Below are 20443 nucleotides of genomic sequence, written 5' to 3'. Positions count from 1 at the left end.
ATGAAAACTATTAATACAATTGCATTACTACTTTTTGCCAGTGCTATTTTCTGTCAGACCACGTTTGACCTGCCCACGGATTACGTGAGAGGGCAATTATTCTTTATCGATAATGTATCTAATGGTCAGAATTACATAGGATCCCCTTATTTAACTGATGAATTTGAGGCAGGTAAAATATATACCGATGATAAAACCTATCCTGCCATGATGCGTTATAACGCCTATGCCGATATCATTGAAATAAAAACGGGTGAAGATTCAAACAATCAACTGAGCAAAACAAAAAACGTATGGGTAAAAATTAAGAATAGTGAATTTCTTCTTAAAGAACTCCCCGATAGTAATCTTGCTTATGTACAAAAATTAGTGGCAGGAGACAAAATTTCCCTATGGCTTAGGAATTCTTCGAAATTCAATGAAGCTAAGCCTGCTAGGTCTAGTTATGGTACTGACAAGCCGGCAGAATTTATAATGAGAAAAACTTATTATATTGAAAGGGAATCTCGTTTAGCTGAAATATCTTTAAAAAAGAAAGATATTTTAGCTTTATTTGGTAACAAGGAAAGCGATATGAAACGATATTGTAAGGAGCATAGACTTTCCTATTCAGAAGAAGTAGATGTAGTTAAAATGCTTCGTTATTTTAACATCAATTAATATGCGTAAATGAGGCCAGTTTGAAAATAAAAATGGTGACGATTTCCCGCCACCATTTCTTTTTATACTTAACTCTATCTACATTATAACTTAGTAAGTAAAATTGTGATCTGTACTGGTCCACCACATCCGCCTGCTCCGTCTACATCATCAGTCCAATTAATCAGAAGTTGAGAATCATCTGCACTGTCATAAGTTGCATTTACATCCGGTGATCCCACTTCAATACTACCGCCGCAACCTACTCCAGTATTTACTCCAAAAGGAACAACTACTTCACCGCAAATAAGACTAATATTCCAGGTGTAAGGACCAAATCCACCGAAAGCAGAATATAGTCCTGCTGAAAACTGTCTGTCAGCAACTGTGGCTCCCTGAGTTAGGGTTACAGTGCCCGAAATAAATGTTTCTACCCCAAATATTCCAGTAGTGATAGTCGTTAATTCATAGTCCCCTAAAAATGTAGCTCCGTCAGTGAATGGACAAAAACGAAATAGGTTTACTCTATGACTCAATCTACCCGTTTGAGGGCTATCTAAAATAGCTCCGTCCACGCTTTCCAAATTAAGAATAACAAACGTTTGACCTGTTTCAGGAATATTATTAAAATTTCCCTCTAAACGAACTCTTGCTACAAATTCTCCTGCAGGAATAACCAATGAAGCAGGATCAATAGTATATTCGCTAGGATCTGCGGTCGAAGAAGGGTCAATACTAACAGTTACCGAACGGTCTGAATCTGAAACAGTGGAAACTCCTACAAGGATTTCTGCAAAACTTTCGCCTGAATCATCTACTGGATAGGTTTGCACATTTCGATTAAATGCGGCCAGGGCCACGCCATTCTCCACATCGTAAATTGGGCCTTCTGTTCTGTCACAAGAGACAGTCAAGGCTATTGTCATTAATATTAAATATACTTTTTTCATAGTTCTGAATATCTTATTAGGTTTTTAGCTTACGATCCGTATCCTGGATTTTGAACCATATTATCATTGGCATTTAATTCTGCTAATGGTATAGGCAAATTAAACCTAAAGTCACTGGCAGGTAGATCACAATTGCCTGTTGGGCAATCTCGAACATCTCTCGAAATACCGATACTTAAGACATTTCTAAGTCTTTTTATATCTAGGTAACGATGACCTTCATATGCCAGTTCTATACGTCTTTCGTCAAGGATGGTCAACAAGGCGTCGTTTACAGAAGTGAAAACTTCAAGAACTGTATCGGTTCCAAACCTGGCATCTCTTAGTTCCTTTAGGGTAGTTGCAGCTTCTGCTAACTGATTGTTACGTGCCTGAGTTTCTGCCTTAATAAGGTACATTTCTGAAACTCTGAAAACTTTCAGATCGTTTAAAAATCCTGGCCCAAGATATTTCCCAATTAAATGGGAGTTGTTAGCCGGATCACTTTCTTCTTCCCAGAAGTTCACATTGTATCGAATATCTGTTGGATCCAATGCATCATAAAGTCCGTTTGACATTTCCAGAAAAGGTCCCGCACTTCCTGTAAAGTACCAAACTGCTCCAATTGGGAAATCCCCTGTCACTCGTTTAACCTTAAAAATAACTTCAGTATCATCTGAGTCTGCGTACATAGCTTCATACTGAGCTCTTGTCGCTAAGCTGTATTTATCAATCAATTCCTGTGCATTAGATTGAGCTACCGAAAAATTTTCTAAATACAGATTCATTCTAGCTTCCATAGCCGTAATGAAATCCTTATTCATAAGGATGTTACTGTTTGCATTGCTCAATAAACTTTGTGCTAAAGCTATGTCGGCATTAATTCCGGTAACGACCTCTGAAACAGTATTACGAGGCAGTTCCTCAATGGTCACAACAAAATCGACATATGGAACAGCCAGACTGTTTCCATCCGTGTAGTCCGTGGAAAACCATGTAAGGAGTTGAAAATGCGAATATGCTCTAAGCGCATAAAGCTGACCAAGAATATTGTTGTATTCTGCCTGATCGGCAGCGTCAACATCCAACAGTTCTGCACCTTCAAGCACTCGGTTTACCTGATTGATGATTGCATAATTGTTTGTCCAATGATTAGTGGCCTCTCCACTTTGGTTATTCAGGTTGAAATTGTAGAAGTTGATAAACTGTCCACCATTATCTGCACCTGGTTTTACCTCATCGGTAATGATATCAAACGTAATATTGAATCGAGAAGTTAGGTTTCCATAAGCTCCATTCAGACCTTGCTGAAGATTCTCTATTGTTTCGAAAGTGTTTTCATCTGAAAGAAATCCGATTGGTGGAATATCTAACTGATCGTCACACCCTGTTGTGAAAATTAGCGCGGCACAAAAAACACCTAGTTTTTTAATTATATTTTTCATGTTCTTTTTTTTTAAAATTGTAGATCCAGTCCAAGTGTTAAAATTCTTGGAGTTGGGTAATTAAAGAAGTCTTGAACCCTCAGAGCATCAGCTTCCGGATCAAATCCTCTCCACTCAGTCCAGGTAATCAGGTTTTCTGCCTGAAAATAAATCCTGGCTGCTGAAAATGGTATTTTCTCCAAAACCTTTGGTTGAAGTGAGTAAGCAACAGTCACGTTTCTTAATCTCAGATAGGAAGCATTTTCCAAGTAGCGGTCTGATAGTAAGTTCCTAGTACTTCCGGCATTGGCCGCTGGAATGTCCGTAATTTGACCTGGAGTTGTCCAAATATTATTCATCGTTGTGGACATATTCGCAAGAGAAATCAAGGTAGGATCCTCAGCAACACCATAAGCATTATTATACCTATAAGCATCTCCGATAAAGGAGAATAGTGCATCAAGGGACAACCCTTTGTAATTAACATTTGTTCCGAAACCACCTGTCAATTCAGGGATAGTTCCTTTGTCGAGGAATACCCTATCATCTGTGTTGTACTGAGATGTTGGATTTCCATCAATATCCAAATAAATTGGTTGACCATTGGCAGGGTTTACTCCTGCCCAACGTACCGCATAAAAGCTGTTAAATGGTTTTCCTTCCTGCAATGCTACCCTTCCTGCCTCAATCAATTCACCATCGAGAAGTTCAGTAATTTCATTTTTATTGAATGCAGCATTACCATTTACAGACCATTTAAAGTCTGTAGTATTGAAAATATCATACGTCAAACTTACCTCAACACCTTTGTTAGTCATGGATCCGATATTTCTGGAAATCGTACCAAAAGTAGAGATGAGCGTATTTGGTGTAGCGTAGAAAAGATCTGAGGTTCTTTTATCGTACAAATCAATAGTTCCATTTAGTCTGCCGAAAAGGCCGAAATCAACACCAATATTATATTGCTCAGTGGTTTCCCATTTTAGGTCAGGATTCGCCAGGCTTGAGGCAAATACAGCCTGAGATGCATTATAACCACCACCTATTGAATAAAGGTTACTAGTTAGAGTTGTTCCACCAAATCTACCTCCTGTGATCCTGTCGTTACCCGCAGTACCATAACTTGCCCTAAGCTTAAGCTCATCAACTACATTTGAGTTTTCTAAAAATCGTTCTTTGTCAATATTCCATCTACCGGCAACCGACCAGAAAGTACCCCATTTATTAGTATCACTAAATCTAGAGGATGCATCCCGTCTGATCGATGCATCAATACCGTACTTACCGTCGTAATCGTAGTTCAATATTCCGAAATATGAGAATAAGGAAACTTCCGTTCTATTTGAGAACACATTAGGGATATAATATAACTGTAAATTATCTAAAGTTTCGTCTCCAGGAGCAACATCTGGGAATTCGCGTACATTTCCAGGAGTAAAATTGTAACCTTCCAACCTTGGGTCTATTCCAAATCCAGTAAATCCGAGATTGTCAAGGATATTTTTATTGAATTCTGCATAACCCGCAACTTCCACATTATGCTTATCTGCAAATAGTTTGCTATAAGTCAGGGAGACATTGCTGGTGATTTGAAGATCTCTTTGTTGTTGCTCAAATTGAGATCCTTTTACTTCTGAAGCCGGGTCCGGTGCGTTCTGCCCATAGATGCTCAAGGGACTGGTTATCGTCAGAAAGTTTGTTTGAGTGAAATCCATACCGAAAGAAGTTCCAGCTCTTAAATTAGGGGCGATTTCTAAACTGGAATTCACAGAACCTACTATTTTTATCTCTTCCTGTAATTGCGTATTGAGCTCTGTATTATTCAAGGAGACATATGGGGTTACATCAAAACCATCTCTATTCAATCCAACTGTATTTAACGTGCCATCAGGATTAAATGCTCTCAAATAAGGCTTTGCCAAGTAGGCAACTAGAAATGGATTCGCTAAACTTCCTGTTCCTTCATTCTGGATGAAGTTATTTTTACTGAAGTTGGCAGTAAAATTAGATCCGAAGGTAAATTTATTAGAATCCGATTTACCTGAGAAGTTAGTTCTGAAAGTAAATCTTTGAAGATTACTCCTACGGGCGGTTCCTCCTTGCTCAAAATAGGAAATAGAATTATAATTTGAGCTGTTTTCACCTCCTGATGTAATGGTCAGTTCGTGAAGTATTGTTTTGCCAGTTTGAGTAATAACATCTTCCCATCTGGTATTGATCGCATCTGAAACTAAAAATGCCCTTTCAGAATCCGAAGCCATAGCATCAAAGTTGGTATTTCCAGTTAGTCTTTCCAATGATATAATCTCCTGGGTACTCATCGTATCAAAGTTTGGAGCTTGAGGAGTCGTAAAACCGGTTTGAGTTCTGTATCCTACAGTGAATTTGGAATTGTACTTCCCGGATTTGGTTTTAATTACAATAACCCCAGCTGCACCTCTATTCCCATATAAGGCAGAGGCAGAACCATCCTTAAGTATGTTTATAGATTCAATGTCATTAGGGTTTATACTCCTGAAATTATCCTCATCTACAGGAACTCCATCCAAAATAAAAAGAGGCTCGATATTACCGCTCAAAGAAGTTACCCCCCTGATAAGTATCGTACTGTTTGCTCCCGGTTGTCCGGAACCAGTTGATATCGAAAGACCAGGTGCTTGAGCCTGAAGTGTCTGGACAAAACTCGCGTTTGGTCTGTTCTCGATAGTTTCGGCGGTTACTGTGGTAATTGCAGAGGAAACCCTGCTCTTATCCTGTCCTCCACCGTATCCCACAACTACAACTTCCTGCAGTGCCTCAGCATCATCTTCCATTTGAACATTAATGGTGCTTGGAGCACCTACTGTTCTCGTCACCGTCTTTTGCCCCAGATAACTATACCTTAAAACCTGTCCAACGCGGGCAGTGATAGTATAGTTTCCGTCAAAATCGGTCTGTGTTCCGGTAGTCGTTCCTACAACTAAAACCGCAACACCAGGTAGCGGCATACCGTTCTGGTCTGTCACAACACCTGAAATACTTTTCTCTTGTGCAAAAGAAAAGCTCATGCAGAGCACCAATAATGGTGTCAACATCCATGTTAACTTTGATTTCATTTAATTAGATTTTTGAATTAGCCAGCTGCAAAAGTGATAATTATAAGTTAATTTTCCAAACAAGAAGTGAAAGCGAGGTTAAGGCTTGTTAAAAATTGATCATTTATTATTGATAATGTAAGATTTTAGACCTTTTCTTTGATTTTATTCAAATATTTTAACGTTTTCATGGGTAATAGAAAAATTTTAACTTCTTCAGAATCAGTAAATCAATGGGCGCATTAAAAGAATATCATCGCTTCCTGTTCGAAGCAGGAACCGACGAAGCCGGAAGGGGTTGCCTGGCCGGTCCGGTCACTGTAGCAGCCGTTATACTGCCTCCCCGATACGATTCAGGATTACTAAATGACTCCAAGGAGCTTTCAGAAAAACAGCGGAGATTGGTCGGAGCCGAAATAATCACCAATGCCCTTAGTTTTAGCATTGTACATATCGACCCCGCTACCGTAGATGAGATCAATATATTGAACGCCTCTATCCTGGGAATGCACAGGGCACTTTCAGCTCTTAGTACGGAACCACGGCATATCCTTGTAGACGGGAATCAATTTAAACCCTTTGGTAATTTTTCCCATGAATGTATAGTGAAAGGCGATGGGAAATTCATGAGTATTGCCGCAGCCTCCGTGCTGGCTAAAAATGCCAGGGATGATTATATGTCAAAAATCCATGAAGAATACCCTCAATATAACTGGCGACAAAACAAAGGATATCCTACCAGGGAACACAGGAGGGCTATCCATAAATTTGGCCTGACACCCTACCACAGAAAAACTTTTAAAATTAAGAATGATCAATTATCACTTGAACTTTAAAATCCTAAATTTGTTTAAAATTAATGCATGAGAAGTATCCTGGCGATGGGAATCATCGCAATCCTCTTATCAGCCTGTAATCCTCTGGAAAGTTCCGAACTGTCTCTAGAAGATGCTCTTCCTGATAATGCCGCCCTGATCCTAAGGGTGAACGACCCCACTACCATGAGACTCGACTTGCGAAATTGTGATTTCGTCCTGCCTCCATCCGAAGGGGAAAAGGAACCCAGTCTGATGCATCTTCTGCAACAATTAAAAGGACTCCCCATTAAAGACCCGGGTTATCTTGTAGCCCTGCCCAACACCGCTGACAGCCTATCTTATATTTATATCTCTGAAATTCCGCCCGCAAAACAGGTATCAGACAGTCTTTCTTCCGGGGAGGTAATAGATCAAGATGGAGACGATGTTGAAGAATTGAAAGAAATTTCAACACCCTGGTTTTCCTCAGAAATAGGATCTCTGAGGTTTTCAGGCAAGGATTCCCTCTTGATCACGGAAAAAAAATGGCTGAAATCGGATACTCATCCCGACAGGGAAATAGTTCCACTTCTTAAAAGCGCAGGGCAGGGAAAAACAGCCTCCCTTTTTATTCAGGCTTCACAACTCGATTCGCTGTATATGGGATCTGAAGATCAAAGCGGCTCCGGCTGGGCAGATCTGGCCCATTCCCTGGCACTGGATCTCCATGCTTCGCAGGATTTGCTTCAATGGACAGGTGTAGGGACCATGACAGATAGCATCCCTACCCTATTATCGCTTTTTGCTAATACCCAGCCTGTAGAAAATACCCTAGCCGGCCTTTCACCCGAAGGAGCAGACGGCCTGCTCACTATATCATTTACTGATGAAGGCGTATTTAAGTCAAATCAGCAAAAGCAGTATACACAGATAAAAGTTGCCGATTCACTGTTCCAGACTACCGAAGAAGCAGGGGTGGTCTTTCAGGGCAACAATAAGGCGGTATTAATCAATACGTATGGAGCGCTAAGCCTGTCGGAATTTTTACAGGATTCGAGGAGATCGGTTTACGAATACCAGGGGAAGGAAATCGGAATTCTGGAATCTAGTCCAATTTTGGAAAATGCCTTTCCTGCTTTTATTTCTGATTTTAAGGTGACGCACTATACAGTATTCGACAATGCTTTTATTTTTTCTGAAAACAAACGATTTATAGAACTCATTATCCGAAATATCAATAGTGGTAAAACCTTTGATACTTCGGCAATTTATCAAAGTGCGAGCTCAGAACTGGCAGAGGCCTCTTCCCTGCTCCTTATCGCCGACGGCGGGAAATTAGAAAATGAAATAAGCAAAAATATCCCCAAAGCCCTACTCGCTGATGACAGTTCAGACCTGCCTGAGCATGTATTTGCCTTTCAGCTGGTAGCAGACAGATCGTTCTGCCACCTTAATACCTTTGTAAAAAGAAAATCTAGTTCACGAAAAAAACAGGGTGTGGCTCCCCTTTTTACCGTAGAATTAGATGCACCCCTTGCAACAAACCCACAATTTGTAACTGACCACCGCAATGATAAAAAAGAAATTGTTGTTCAGGATACCGAGGACAACCTCTATCTGATATCAACATCCGGGAAGATATTATGGAAAAAAGCCCTTAAAGGACGCGTTCAAGGCAGGATAGAACAAATCGACCTCTATAAAAACGGACGATTACAGCTGGCATTTACCACCAGCAATCAATTCCTTGTGCTCGACAGGAACGGAAAGGAAGTAGCCCCTTTCGATATGACTTTCTCAGGACCTATCCTCAACCCACTTGCAGTTTTCGACTATGAAGGCAATCGCAACTATCGCTTTGTAGTGACCCAGGGCAGTGATATTAAAATGTACAACGGAAAGGGAAAGATTGTAGAAGGTTTTAAATACACCAAGGCAGAAACAGCTGTCCTTGACAGGCCCAGACACTTCAGGATTGGGAGCAGGGACTACCTGGTTTTTAAACTGGAAGACGGTTCTCTTAAAATTTTAAACCGGGTGGGTGATACCCGCGTGGCAGTAAAGGAACAAATCGATTTTTCTGAAAATGACGTGTACCTCAACAACAATAGATTTATCGTGACAGATAAAACAGGAACACTCTTCGCCGTGGACACCAAAGGAAAGATCACCAAAACCCGTTTTAACCTGGCCGAGGACCACGGGATGGATGCCACCATAAAGACCTTGTCACTGATGAATGACAATGAACTGACTATAAAAGGAAACAAGGCGTCCCTCGATCTTGGGGTATATACCAAACCGCGTATCTTTTATATTTACGATAAGATCTATGTTAGCGTAACCGATATACAGACCCAAAGGGCCTATCTCTTTGACAGCAGTGCCCTACCTTTTCCCGATTTCCCGGTATATGCTGCATCGCCAATTGACCTGTCCGATTTAGACAACAACCACAGCATCGAAATTGTAGCCAAGTTTGAGGAGAATTCACTGATTGTTTATTCCTTGAATTAATATTATCTCTTTATAATTAAAATCTCTCAGGCATAGCTTATCGCAGCCTCAATTCCATTAGCGAATATTTTGTAACTTTAGTAAGGTTACATATGTCATAGTGAATTACTTGTTGTATACCTATCTTACAATGAAAATATCATGGCAATTCGCAATCTCTTATATCTGCTTATATTCCTTTGCTGCACGCCAATTTTAGCCATTCAACAAAAGGATACATTGCCGGTCCAAAACGGGGAGAGGGACTCACTCGAAATTCAGCAATTAAAGAGCACCTATACAGAGCAGGAAAACTGGGAGGGACTCATTGAATTGTATTACGATGCTGCCAACGAATTATTTGGCGAGAGAGAATTTCAAGCTGCCCTGGAACAATACCTGAAAGTGGACTCTATAGCACAATTACATAAAATTGTAAATAAGGCAACCATTAGAAGTATTGTAAAGCGTTCGGAAATTTCACGGACAGCTTTTACACAACAAAGCTCAGACTACGCCCATTTATTGCTTGAGGAAGCCCTTGCTAATGCCAGAGAAATCGATGATCAGGAGAGTATCCATTATATTTATTTATACCTGGCCGACACCTCCGGATTAAAGGGGGAATATGAAAAAGCAAAGGAATATATAGATCTCGCCCTGGAATATTTTCTGGCCCATGACAAAAAGGAGTATGAACCATATATTGCCCGGCTCTATATGATCAGTACAGCGTATTACAAAGTGAATGACAGGATTGATAAGGCTCAGGAAGCCTACTTAAAGGGAATTGCATACACCAGAGAGAAAGGAAATGAACTGGAATTGGCGAAACTCTTGTACTACTATGGTCATTTTCAAGGGGGCTATTTAGGGGGCTGTAAGGATGCAAAGGTAAGCCTGTTAGAATCAAAAAGCATTTATGACTCCTTAAATCTAACAGACACTTATAACTATGAACGTCTCAATCGTGATCTGGCCGATTGTTATTTAGAAGATAGCAACTATCATAAAGCCAGTGAGCATTACCGGATTGCCTATGATCTCAAATCCAGTTTATCAAAAAAAGCGAATAGAGAAGTCTCACGCAGGGTAGAGGCACAGTATCAAACCGAGAAAAAAGAACAGCAGATTGCTCTGCTCAATGCCGAAAAAGAGCTAATTGAGCAGCAGAAAGTCAATCAGCGTAATTTGTTGCTGGGAGGGATTGGGGTCACTTCGTTAATAGGAGTATTTCTTTTTTTCCAATATCAGAACCGGCAAAAGACTAATAAAAAACTACAGGAGCTAGACCGACTAAAGTCTAACTTCTTTGCCAATATATCCCATGAATTCAGAACGCCCCTCACCTTAATCTCCGGTCCGGTAGAGCAACGAATCAATTCAGGAGAACTGTCCAAAACAGACCGCCGAGATTTTGAGATGATACAGCGTAATTCTAATCGTCTCCTCAACCTGGTTAATCAATTACTTGATCTGTCTAAACTGGAGGCTGGGAAATACCAGCTGATGGTCAGCAGGGGCAATCTCAGTCGATTACTCCGCGCTCAGGGAGAGGCTTTTCAGTTTTTAGCTACTGAAAAAGAAATTGACTATCAGATTGAAATTAGTGAGCTGGAAGATGCTTGGTTTGACAAGGACATTATTGAAAAAATCACGACGAACCTTTTATCCAATGCTATAAAATACTGTGATCATGGAGGGTATATCAGGTATAATGCCCATCGGGAAAATGATAAAGTTTCCATCACCATAACCAATTCCTCAAGTACCCTAAATACGGAGGTTATTGAAAAAGCATTTAACCGTTTTTATCAGCAAGACCCACAAAATGAGGGTGTTGGCATAGGTCTGTCTTTGGTTGAGGAACTGGTACAGACCAATGGGGGATCGGTTAGTGTAAATTCGAAGTTGGAAAATGTTATAGAATTTATTGTCATGCTGCCCATAAACAAATCGGCCTTTAAACCGCATCAACTCGTAAATGAACCTGTACATAGTCCTTCTGTTGCACCCGATATCTTAAGTAGCACTGAACCACAAGGAGAATGGGAAGACCCGGAAGAATTCTTCGAAAAAGAGGACAGGGATATCCTTCTCCTGGTGGAAGACCATCCGGAGGTAAGGGATTTATTGAAAAACCAATTCTCCAAAAAATATAAAATCGTCGAAGCTACCAATGGCAAGGAGGGGGTAAAGCAAGCCATGGAGTGGGTCCCCGACCTGATTATTTCGGATATAATGATGCCCGAAATGGACGGCCTGGAATTATCAAAAATCCTTAAGACCGATGAACGAACCAGCCATATCCCTATAATCCTTCTTACCGCAAGGGCAGGTGAAGAAGATCAGTATAAAGGTCTGACAACAGGCGCTGATGCCTATGTCACAAAACCATTTAAGTCGAAATTGCTTCAGACCCGGGTACAAAACCTCATCGAATCCCGAAAGGCACTTCGCGATCGCTACAGTCAGGAGGTAATTTTAAAACCCAAGGATATTGCCATAACTAATCTGGATGAGATTTTCCTTGAGCGGGTTCAAGAGGTCCTGGCACTCAAGCTCACCGAGTCGGCTTTCAGCACACAGGAATTCGCTGAGGCCGTAGGGATGAGTCGGATGCAACTTCACAGGAAGTTAAAGGCACTTACCGGCCTGTCTGCTTCAGAATTCGTTCGCTCACAACGATTAAAATTGGCTGCCTCCCTGCTCCAAAAAAGTGACGCCAACATTTCGGAGATCGGATATCAGGTTGGCTTTAATGACCCCTCCTATTTTACCAAGTGTTTCAGGGAAGCCTATGGGGTATCTCCCTCTACCTTCAGCAAAAACAAGCCCTCCTAAACCCTTTGTAACAAGGACTTCACAGAGATGTTACATGACTTACAGGCTTTGATACATCAGTCATAGCCTATGCCTGCCTATGCACTTATGTTTGTTTCAGAAAATTGAAATGAATTCAATTCTAGCAACTGATTAATCTAAATCGCTTCATGTCTCCATGAAGAAAAAAAGATATGAAGGTGAACTTAAAAATTTACCCGGATTTGAGATCTATTTAAACATCAATCATCTCAAACAGGGGGAGTATAAGCTTAAGATTATCAACAATAACAAGGTTGTTAAGAGTATAAACTTTAAAAAGAATAACTGATTGTCTCATTAAACTCAAATTATAATGAAAACTACTGTACATTTTTTCCTGTTTACTATTATTTGCCTGATGGCAATTCCCGCACAGGCCCAGATCTCTAACACACCAATTAGAAGGCCGAATATTAACACAGGAGTTTCGTCTCCTGTTGATCTTCCAGATTCCTATGATGAGATCATTCGTGATCTCAACAACGGTAAATGTTACAGCATTGCTCTTAACTCCCTACAGTTAAATCCAACCAGTTCAGCCAAAACAAACCACAATGCGGAGCTGAGATACGGCATTGGAGCCATAAAAAAAGATGGTAATAATCTGATAGCAACCATTAATATAGAAGCTGGCGTAAACGAAAATGGTTCCAGGCGCGTCCTTCGAACTACTGTAAAACTTAAGAAATCGCGAAGTGGAATAACCCTGGATTTAAGGAATGGTCAGTATTATCATTTAATACATCAGCTACAATTGGTAAAGAAGAAAAACGGCTACTACCTCTCTGCGGAAAGAGACGAGGCCAGTTCAACAGTCTCTTTTACCCTGGCCATTTTCAGAACAACATGTCTCATTTAAATCAATCAAAATGAAAAATACTATAAAAATTACCTGGTTATTATTATTGCTCCTTGCGGTAGGATTCAATGTAGAAGCGCAATTACTGAAAAAGATAAAAAAACGTGCAGAAGAAGCTGCCAAGGAAACTATCCTCAGGAAGGTTGAGGAAAAATCGGCGGAAGAGACCGAAAAAGCCATGGACAGCATCCTCGAAGCACCAGGGAAGAAAGGCAGGAAGAAAAATGGCAAGACAGGTCAACCCACAGATGAAAACGGGGAGATATATGAAGAGGAATGGGAAGATAACGAGAACACGTCTGACGGATCAGATCCTGAAGCTTTGTACATCTACAGCAAATTTGATTTCGTACCCGGGGATAAACTCATATTCTTTGATGACCTCTCCAGAGAATTTGTCGGGGATTTTCCTTCCCGTTGGAATACAAATGGTTCCGGGGAAGTGGTAGCTACTGACGAAGGTCAAAAGAAATGGCTCGAAATCAAACCTGGATACGGAATAACGTACATCCCGGATTTACCGGATCTTCCGGAAGATTATACCGTAGAATTTGATATGCTGGCCCTGGGGCTCGACAGGCAAACGGCTTCAACGGCAGTGCTTAAGGTAGGCGTTTCGGATACTAAATCCTTTAAGTGGGGGAAATTTGCAAATGTGGATATCCCATTTTGTCAGTACGCCCCTGTAGGCTTCTTTGTACGCAATGGAGGGGAGATCAACAATAGCATACAGGGTGATATCCGTGAGAAAGTATTGGGACAGCCCCATATTTCTATTGCAGTTAACAAACAGCGTTTCCGTTTATGGGTAGATGAGAAGAAGGTGGTAGACATTCCCCGGATGATTCCTGAAGGCAGTAAGCCTGTTGCCGTCAAATTCGAATTGCACCAATTTAAGGACGGTAAAGAACGACTTTTTATATCCAATCTGAAGGTGGCGGAGGGCGGACAAGACCTTCGCAGACAACTCATGGAGGAAGGATCTATTTCTACTAATGCCATTTTGTTCGAATCAGGATCTGCTACGCTGCTACCTGTTTCCATGGGTGTTATCAGACAAATTTCTCAGGTACTCAATAGCGATGAAACCTTGACTTTAAACATTATAGGTCATACCGATGCCGATGGGGATGACGCTCTGAATATGGAACTATCGGCAAAAAGGGCAGAAGCAGTAGTAAATGCTCTGGTGCAGGTATACCAGATAGACCCTTATCGTTTACAAGCCGAAGGCAAAGGAGAAACCGAACCGGTGGCAGATAACAGTACCACCGATGGGAAGGCACAGAACCGAAGGGTAGAGTTTAAAAAAGTAAAGTAACTATAAAAAAGAAATCATGAAAACACTACTAACAAAAACCTTGAGCTTTTTACTGATTCTAAGCTCCATAAATGCTCATTCACAATCTAAACTGGGCAATAAAAAAATGGTTGTCAACCCTACCCTAAATAGAAGAATTCAGCCAAATGCCTCTAATGTTTCCATGTGCAGGCCAATGGACATTAGAAGAACGGAAACATTATTAAGAGAACAAATTGCAAAAACCATGAAATTACGGCTCGATCGCTCAAATGGTTACGTTGAAATTCTAGGAAGAAAACAAGGAATTGCCTTCACTGAATTCGTCTTTAAAAAACCCGGGCATAATTGGAAATACTTTCTTCAGGACATGAACAGTACCGAAGTTAGTACATCCTATAGTTCCAAAAACTACTATCTGAATATACGCTTTGAAACCGACAGAGCGGAGATTAAAGGCAGATGCCCCGGTTGTGCCAACAGGTTTGAAGATAGTCGCGCCCCGGATATACAATGGCGTAATCCTAAAATCAAAGTAAAATTAAAGCCTGTTGCCTACAATGGTTCTTTTACTTTCGAAATCGCTGATGTTTCTGTAGAAGGAAAGTTCGAAACCAACGGGGCTATAAAAGCTGCATTGCCCTCCATAATAACCCATTTCAAAAGGCAAATCAGAAAAGCAGTGGAAAGCCAGATCAAGATGGTAATGAATTCTAATAGTATAAAATTAATGTTGGCTGACGTTTTCAGGGCTGAAGTTCAAAACTTAGGAATAAGCACGGTAAGAATGGTAGACCTAAGTAAATCTAATATCTATCTCTGCCAATAATTTCTTATTCAGAACTATAAAATCAATATAAAATCCTAATTCTCTTAATTAATAAATATCATGAAAACTATAACCTTAACAATATGTAGTCTGTTTTTTGTCTGCGTTTCAATTGCGCAATTGGGTAATAGGACCTTGGGAAATAAAATAGCAACAAAAGACCTTGGTTCTGTTGTCTCCGTAAGACCTGGCAATCTCACATTAAAAGATGTGGGTTTGCCGAGGAGTTATAGTATCCGTAAGACGTCCAAAGTGATGATCCCAAAAGGTAAATTGGCACTTCCTTCAAGGAAGAAAGTAAAAATCACCCCTTTAAGACCTTTCAATCCATCATTGGAAATTGCTTTTGTAGGCAAGTACAGTAGAAATTATATGATCATTTCTGACGCTCTATATGGTGGACTCTTAACCTTTAACGCAGAAAAAGGGAAGGAATATAGGATGAAGGTCATTCTCGCAGATAAAAATCATCTCTTGGCTGATTTTAACCAGGATTATCCAAGCGGGGAAATCGGTGTTTTAATTGGAGACGGCGGTGACGGTTATTCAATTCCTGTATCCCCTGCTAAACGAGAAATAAATTTTTTATTCAAGGCAGTTCAGGGTGGTAAGATCCAAATTACATTGTATGGTATTTTTACCCACGATTGGAATTGGGGGGATGAGCTCTGGCTACCAATTAAATCTATTCAAGTGGATGAGATTTAACCCATAAAAGCTTGCGGACATGAAAAAGTATTTCTTATTTGTAATTCTCAGTCTGATCGGAATTGGACAGTTGTTCTCCCAAAGAGCAGATCTGAGCCTGGAATTGTCGGTCAATGAGAATCTCGTAGCAATTGGTGAAACCGTCATATTTACAATCGATCTAACAAACGATGGACCCGATGAGACAACAGGAATTAGAATCCGCAATAGCCTGCCTTCTGCTTTTGAGTTTGAACGAGCTTCTTCCAATTTAGGGGTTTTTGCAGCTGTAGATGGCATCTGGATTATTGGTGGTCTTCCTTCGGGCAGTACTGCCCAACTACAGCTTTATGCCAAAGCGCTACAGGAAGGCAACCATATAAATTTAGCCGAAGTCATAACTAGTGACATACTAGACATTGACAGCAGTCCGGGTAATGGGGTGGACACAGATGGAGATGGTAATGCATTGGACGATCCCGGAGATGAAGATGATGGTGACGGCCAATTAGTCATTGTTTCCGGAGGAAGTACTACTAGTGGAAGCCCTCCAACAGGCGGCACTGCATCAGGGCGTGGTGATTGTTTGGCTCCTATGGATGCATTGAGTAGCATGACCCCTAATCCTGCAGCCATAGATGGGACGTTTAAGTTTGATTACAAAATCAAAGCTTTAATGAATTTTGAAATGGCAGATACTGAGGGGTTTAGTCCAGAGTATTTTCGTGGCAATCCCAATGAATTTATTATGGAATACTATGTAAATTCTGCCGATGGCTCTATCCTTTTCCCGGGTGGCGAAATGGGTTTCTTTAATACCAATTTTAAGGATTTCAGTGCTTTTGGCGAAATACATGCTGCCATCTGGCGTCCTAACGGACAAATGGTAGTATATGGGATTGATGCCCGAAATGGTACAAAACAGGCAATTACCAGAGAAAGCATACAGACCGCTGAAGGCCGTTACCAGAACGATTTCCTACAGATACAACGGTTTATCAGCTCTTCTTTGGAATGGGGTGAGTGGAGGGAACCTCTTCCCGCCCGTATTGATTGGAGCGGCGATGTAATTGGCTACAAAGCCGATTTGATAGAAGCACAAACCGGATTGACGAATGTCTGGATCATATACTTTGATAAAGCTCCTACACCAATAATAACCTCTGTCCCCATGATGGGATTTATGGTTGGCGTATTAAAAGACATTCAGGAACTGCAATGCAACCGTTTGGCAGTTTATACCAAAGTTCATATTGGCGGATATGATTCCGGAGATGCTATTGAGATGGAGCTAAAATGGATAAATCCCATGGGGATAACCTTCGACGGGTCTTTGTACAAACCTATAACCTTAGGGGGTGACTACGGTACCGCTGGTTTTGAAATAATGGATGACTTTGAGAATAAATTGAGAAGAATCGAAATAAGTCTACAAATATTGAAACAGCAGAGAAAGAAATGCAGAAATGACAGGTGTTATGATCGGATCGACGCCCAATTAGAAGAATTGCAAAAACAAAAATCTGAAGTCATCTGTAAACAAATGGTAGAATTGGGGATGGAAGATTCTTTTGCGGAGTGTATGAGAAAAGAATTGGAGGGCTATTAGTTGAAAAAAATCATTAGTTAAGTTGGTAATGCTATTGGAAATTACCAACTTTTTCCTTTTACAGCTGCACCTCAAACATAGTTTCAAAATGCCGAAGTAACTTTTGTTTTACCTTTTCAATATCCACGTAGACCTTACCCAATACCACATTCAGGGATGTCACTGCTTTGTCTTTTAGGCCCCAGGGGAGATCGTATGGTCAAATTATCCCAGATCGGTATTTATATTAATGGCAAAACCGGAAATTTATCTTTGGTTTTTTATTGCCTTGACCCTAAATCTAGATTTACCATGTGGGGTTACAGTTGTAATTCCAACTCTTTTATTATCGGGATTATATACCTATTTTTAAAGATCAAAATAACAGCCATGAAACCACTTTGATTAAAACTGAGATACTTTGGCAAAAGGAAATTAAAGTTTTTAACCCCCTACCCTTTGATCCAAATTCCGTAATTAAGCCCTGGGAATGCAGAATACAGGAAGAGTGGAATTGACAGTCATAGAACAACAGACAAAAACCATTTATACATATAAAAATGAAAAACCTATTTTTTATTGTTATCCTTTTGCTAAGCGCAAGTGGATTCTCACAGGAAGTATGCAGTGTTTACTACCCTTTACAAAAGGGGACGAGCTTCCAGATTACGAGTTATGAAAAGGCCAACAAACCTACGGCAGTCGTAGATTATACGGTTAGTGATGCGGGGGCCGACTGGGCAATGCTGGCCTATGAGGTGAAGGATAAAAAAGGAAAAGTAATAGCAACCTCAGAGTATGAGATTCGCTGCCAGGATGACGGGATAGCGGTAGATTTCAAATCGCTTGGAGCGCCGGGGATAATGGAGCAGTATGAAGACATGGAAATAGAAGTATCAGGAACCAACCTCATCATCCCAAACGAACTTCTGGAAGGCCGTGAATTACCCGATTCCAATATGCATATGACCATTCATATTAACCCCATCAAGTTAAATATGGACGTCAATATCACCAATCGAAAAGTCTCAGGTAAAGAAACCGTAACCACTCCTGCAGGGACGTTTAACTGTGTAGTGCTTTCCTATAACTTTGAATCTAAAATGGGGATAAAAATAAGTGGTACAGCAAAACAATGGCTGGCGGAAGGAGTAGGTATGGTAAAGCAGGAAGATTATAATAAAAAAGGAAAGCTCATTAGCTGGTCTGAATTAACCGCTTTCTCTAAATAAAATATAGCTTAATCCTCCTAACAAGGCATTTAAAAACTGCGATGAAACGGAAGAATTGATTTATTCGACCGTAGATTTTGGTTTAGTAACACCCAGGGTAGAATCGGATTGATCTAATGACCCCTCGCTTTGGTACTCCTTTTCTCCGGAAGGGTTTTCAATATGATGTCCTACCAGTAAAGTTTCATCTGTATATTCCGAATCATTCCCGATAAAGATAGTGCTCAACAAGACTCCCATCAGGCATATGCCCAACATAATTCCTTTGTGTAAAAATTGAGTTCTAATACTTGACATCTTTTTGATTGTTAATGTTATAAATAAGAGTTTCTATATACTAAAGACGAAAAATTAGCATAAATGTTACACGGATAAGACCCTAAAATTATCTGGGCGTTATGACAGGCTTGAGCAAATCGACCCGGAAATCATCTTAAGATATTTCGGCCTCAAAGAGCTTACCGAAATGAAGAAGAAGTTTTTCCTGCACCTCGTGTATGGGTATTTCTCTCTTACCTAATTCCACATTCAGAGATGTCACCCCCTTCCCTTTGATCCCGCATGGGATCATCAGGTCGAAATAAGAGAGGTCTGTGTTGATATTAAAGGCAAAGCCGTGCATGGTCACCCAGCGACTTGCCCTGACACCCATAGCACATATCTTTCGCGCGAACGGAGTACCCACATCAAGCCAAACCCCTGTCTCCCCTTTGGAGCGTTCACCTTTAAGTCCATAGTCGGCCAGTGTCAGGATGATCATTTCCTCCAGTAATCTCAAGTATTTATGAATATCGGTAAAGAAATTATCCAGGTCCAGTATTGGATAGCCTACAATCTGCCCCGGCCCGTGATAAGTGATATCTCCGCCGCGATTGATCTTGTAAAAAGTAGCACCCCTCTTTTTGAGCTGTTCCTCATCTACCAAAAGATTTTCAATGTCGCCACTCTTGCCCAGGGTATAGACATGTGGGTGTTCTACGAATAAAAAATGGTTGGGGGTAGGCAATGTGGTTGCCTCACGCCTGTTGCGTATTTTGAGTCCGATAATTTCCTGGAACAACTCCTCCTGGTAATCCCAGGTTTCCTTGTAATCTTTCAGACCGAGATCCTCTATGGCCACCTTTTTATTCATAGGCCACAAAGATACGAGGATAATCCACCCTTCAGGGCCGGGGTAAGATTTTTTGGGCTGGCTGTTGACCAATAAAATAAAAACTCAACAATCATTAGGTCAATTTTGTTCCCCCTACCCTAAAAGGAGCAAAATTGACCTTGAAAGCAGAACAATCCATGCTCTAGGGATGGGGAGAGGAAAAATTAGCTTAAATATATTTCATCAATCTTTTAATTACCATTTCAAAATTATCATCGATATCACTGTTTTGAAATCGGATCACTTTTAGACCATAACTTTCAATTATTTCTGTACGATCTTTATCATATTGTTGATTCGATTTGTGTTGATGACCATCGATTTCGATAACAAGTTTCGCTTTGTGACAGTAAAAATCTAAGATATAATCTTTAAAAGGATGCTGTCTTCGAAACTTAATCTTGTTAGGTTTGGTACGCAAAAAATTCCAAAGTTTTTTTTCTTGCGGAGTTTCAACTTTCCTTAGGAATCTTGCGAATGCAAATTTGTCTGCCGACGCACCTGCATGCATACCTTCGTCTTTTAACAAGTCTCTATGTTCGTTCATTGGAAAATGATCTAGGAATATAAA

The 20443-nt window shown here is 40.5% G+C and carries 17 protein-coding genes; 11 read left to right on the top strand and 6 right to left on the bottom strand.

The window, feature by feature from the left end; genetic code table 11:
* On the top strand, positions 1-660 hold the full coding sequence (locus AB8P51_RS08925) for a hypothetical protein (RefSeq protein ID WP_369748462.1): 660 nt from the start codon (positions 1-3) through the stop codon (positions 658-660).
* Between the two features lie 83 nt (positions 661-743).
* Here AB8P51_RS08925 and AB8P51_RS08920 read toward each other — a convergent pair whose 3' ends face one another.
* From AB8P51_RS08920 to AB8P51_RS08910, 3 genes are read right to left on the bottom strand one after another with little or no spacing between them, the layout of a single operon-like run.
* Positions 744-1589 (bottom strand): DUF1735 domain-containing protein, encoded by an 846-nt coding sequence (locus AB8P51_RS08920; RefSeq protein WP_369748461.1) that lies wholly within the window; start codon positions 1587-1589, stop codon positions 744-746.
* Positions 1590-1618: 29 nt separating this feature from the next.
* Positions 1619-3013, bottom strand: coding sequence for a RagB/SusD family nutrient uptake outer membrane protein (locus AB8P51_RS08915; protein WP_369748460.1), 1395 nt, complete (start codon positions 3011-3013; stop codon positions 1619-1621).
* Between the two features lie 11 nt (positions 3014-3024).
* Positions 3025-6087 (bottom strand): SusC/RagA family TonB-linked outer membrane protein, encoded by a 3063-nt coding sequence (locus tag AB8P51_RS08910; RefSeq protein WP_369748459.1) that lies wholly within the window; start codon positions 6085-6087, stop codon positions 3025-3027.
* 212 nt (positions 6088-6299) lie between these two features.
* Here AB8P51_RS08910 and AB8P51_RS08905 point away from each other — a divergent pair, with 212 nt between their 5' ends.
* The 10 genes from AB8P51_RS08905 to AB8P51_RS08860 all read left to right on the top strand — a co-directional run bounded on the left by AB8P51_RS08905 (position 6300) and on the right by AB8P51_RS08860 (position 18719).
* A complete protein-coding gene (locus tag AB8P51_RS08905) occupies positions 6300-6902 on the top strand; it encodes a ribonuclease HII (protein ID WP_369748458.1) in 603 nt (200 codons plus the stop codon).
* Positions 6903-6929: 27 nt separating this feature from the next.
* Positions 6930-9380 carry a ribonuclease HII gene (locus AB8P51_RS08900; protein WP_369748456.1) on the top strand — a complete coding sequence of 817 codons (2451 nt, stop codon included), beginning with the start codon at positions 6930-6932 and terminating at the stop codon, positions 9378-9380.
* A gap of 141 nt (positions 9381-9521) precedes the next feature.
* Positions 9522-12203 (top strand): response regulator, encoded by a 2682-nt coding sequence (locus tag AB8P51_RS08895; RefSeq protein WP_369748455.1) that lies wholly within the window; start codon positions 9522-9524, stop codon positions 12201-12203.
* Between the two features lie 157 nt (positions 12204-12360).
* On the top strand, positions 12361-12513 hold the full coding sequence (locus tag AB8P51_RS08890) for a hypothetical protein (RefSeq protein ID WP_369748454.1): 153 nt from the start codon (positions 12361-12363) through the stop codon (positions 12511-12513).
* Between the two features lie 24 nt (positions 12514-12537).
* Positions 12538-13083 carry a hypothetical protein gene (locus tag AB8P51_RS08885; protein WP_369748453.1) on the top strand — a complete coding sequence of 182 codons (546 nt, stop codon included), beginning with the start codon at positions 12538-12540 and terminating at the stop codon, positions 13081-13083.
* A gap of 10 nt (positions 13084-13093) precedes the next feature.
* Positions 13094-14404, top strand: coding sequence for an OmpA family protein (locus AB8P51_RS08880; RefSeq protein WP_369748452.1), 1311 nt, complete (start codon positions 13094-13096; stop codon positions 14402-14404).
* 16 nt (positions 14405-14420) lie between these two features.
* The gene (locus AB8P51_RS08875; RefSeq protein ID WP_369748451.1) at positions 14421-15212 is read left to right on the top strand and encodes a hypothetical protein; all 792 of its coding nucleotides are present in this window, start codon (positions 14421-14423) and stop codon (positions 15210-15212) included.
* A gap of 60 nt (positions 15213-15272) precedes the next feature.
* Complete coding sequence (locus AB8P51_RS08870) at positions 15273-15920, top strand: hypothetical protein (RefSeq protein ID WP_369748450.1); 648 nt, start codon at positions 15273-15275, stop codon at positions 15918-15920.
* Between the two features lie 19 nt (positions 15921-15939).
* On the top strand, positions 15940-17508 hold the full coding sequence (locus AB8P51_RS08865) for a DUF11 domain-containing protein (protein WP_369748449.1): 1569 nt from the start codon (positions 15940-15942) through the stop codon (positions 17506-17508).
* A 539-nt stretch (positions 17509-18047) separates the two neighbouring features.
* Positions 18048-18719, top strand: a complete 672-nt coding sequence (locus AB8P51_RS08860; RefSeq protein ID WP_369748448.1) for a hypothetical protein — start codon at positions 18048-18050, stop codon at positions 18717-18719.
* Positions 18720-18779: 60 nt separating this feature from the next.
* Here AB8P51_RS08860 and AB8P51_RS08855 read toward each other — a convergent pair whose 3' ends face one another.
* The 3 genes from AB8P51_RS08855 to AB8P51_RS08845 form a co-directional block, all read right to left on the bottom strand.
* Positions 18780-19016, bottom strand: coding sequence for a hypothetical protein (locus tag AB8P51_RS08855; RefSeq protein ID WP_369748447.1), 237 nt, complete (start codon positions 19014-19016; stop codon positions 18780-18782).
* 136 nt (positions 19017-19152) lie between these two features.
* Complete coding sequence (gene lipB / locus AB8P51_RS08850; protein ID WP_369748446.1) at positions 19153-19851, bottom strand: lipoyl(octanoyl) transferase LipB; 699 nt, start codon at positions 19849-19851, stop codon at positions 19153-19155.
* Between the two features lie 190 nt (positions 19852-20041).
* Positions 20042-20419: an endonuclease domain-containing protein gene (locus AB8P51_RS08845; RefSeq protein ID WP_369748445.1), complete on the bottom strand. Its 378-nt coding sequence runs from the start codon at positions 20417-20419 to the stop codon at positions 20042-20044.
* Positions 20420-20443 lie beyond the last annotated feature (24 nt).

Source organism: Muriicola sp. SD30, assembly GCF_041205185.1.
In the GTDB taxonomy this organism is placed as follows: Bacteria; Bacteroidota; Bacteroidia; order Flavobacteriales; family Flavobacteriaceae; genus Muriicola.
This window is presented reverse-complemented; position numbering and strand designations above follow the sequence as displayed.